The 574-nt window shown below is 62.2% G+C and carries 1 protein-coding gene; it reads left to right on the forward strand.

Features of this window, described 5'->3' with window-relative positions:
* On the forward strand, positions 1–420 hold a 420-nt coding region (locus tag D1614_RS28520; protein WP_497006682.1), incomplete at its 5' end, for an EF-Tu C-terminal domain-related protein.
* Positions 421–574 lie beyond the last annotated feature (154 nt).

A 574-nucleotide genomic window follows, 5' to 3' on the forward strand; every position in this document is an offset into this window, starting at 1 on the left:
GTCACCGGCGTGGAAATGTTCCGCAAGCTGCTCGACTCGGGCCAGCCCGGCGACAACATCGGCGCGCTGATCCGTGGCGTGGCCCGTGACGAAGTCGAGCGTGGGCAGGTTCTGGCCAAGCCGGGTTCGATCAAGCCGCACACCGACTTCAAGTCGGAAGTGTACGTGCTGTCGAAGGACGAGGGTGGCCGTCACACGCCGTTCTTCGCCAACTATCGTCCGCAGTTCTACTTCCGCACGACGGACGTGACGGGCATCGTCTCGCTGCCGGCCGGCACCGAGATGGTGATGCCTGGCGACAACATCACCGTTGACGTCGAGCTGATCGTGCCGATCGCCATGGAAGAGAAGCTGCGCTTCGCTATCCGCGAAGGCGGCCGTACCGTCGGCGCCGGCATCGTCGCTTCCATCGTCGAGTAAGAAGAACAAGAGATCTGTCGCGGGCGGGAATACGCCCGCGCCGCGCCAGAACAAGGAATAGACGCATGAACGGACAGAATATCCGCATCCGACTTAAAGCGTTCGATCACCGCGTGCTCGATGCTTCGACGCGGGAAATCGTTTCCACGGCCAA

Source organism: Maribellus luteus (genome assembly GCF_003576475.1).
Lineage (GTDB): Bacteria > Bacteroidota > Bacteroidia > Bacteroidales > Prolixibacteraceae > Draconibacterium > Draconibacterium luteum.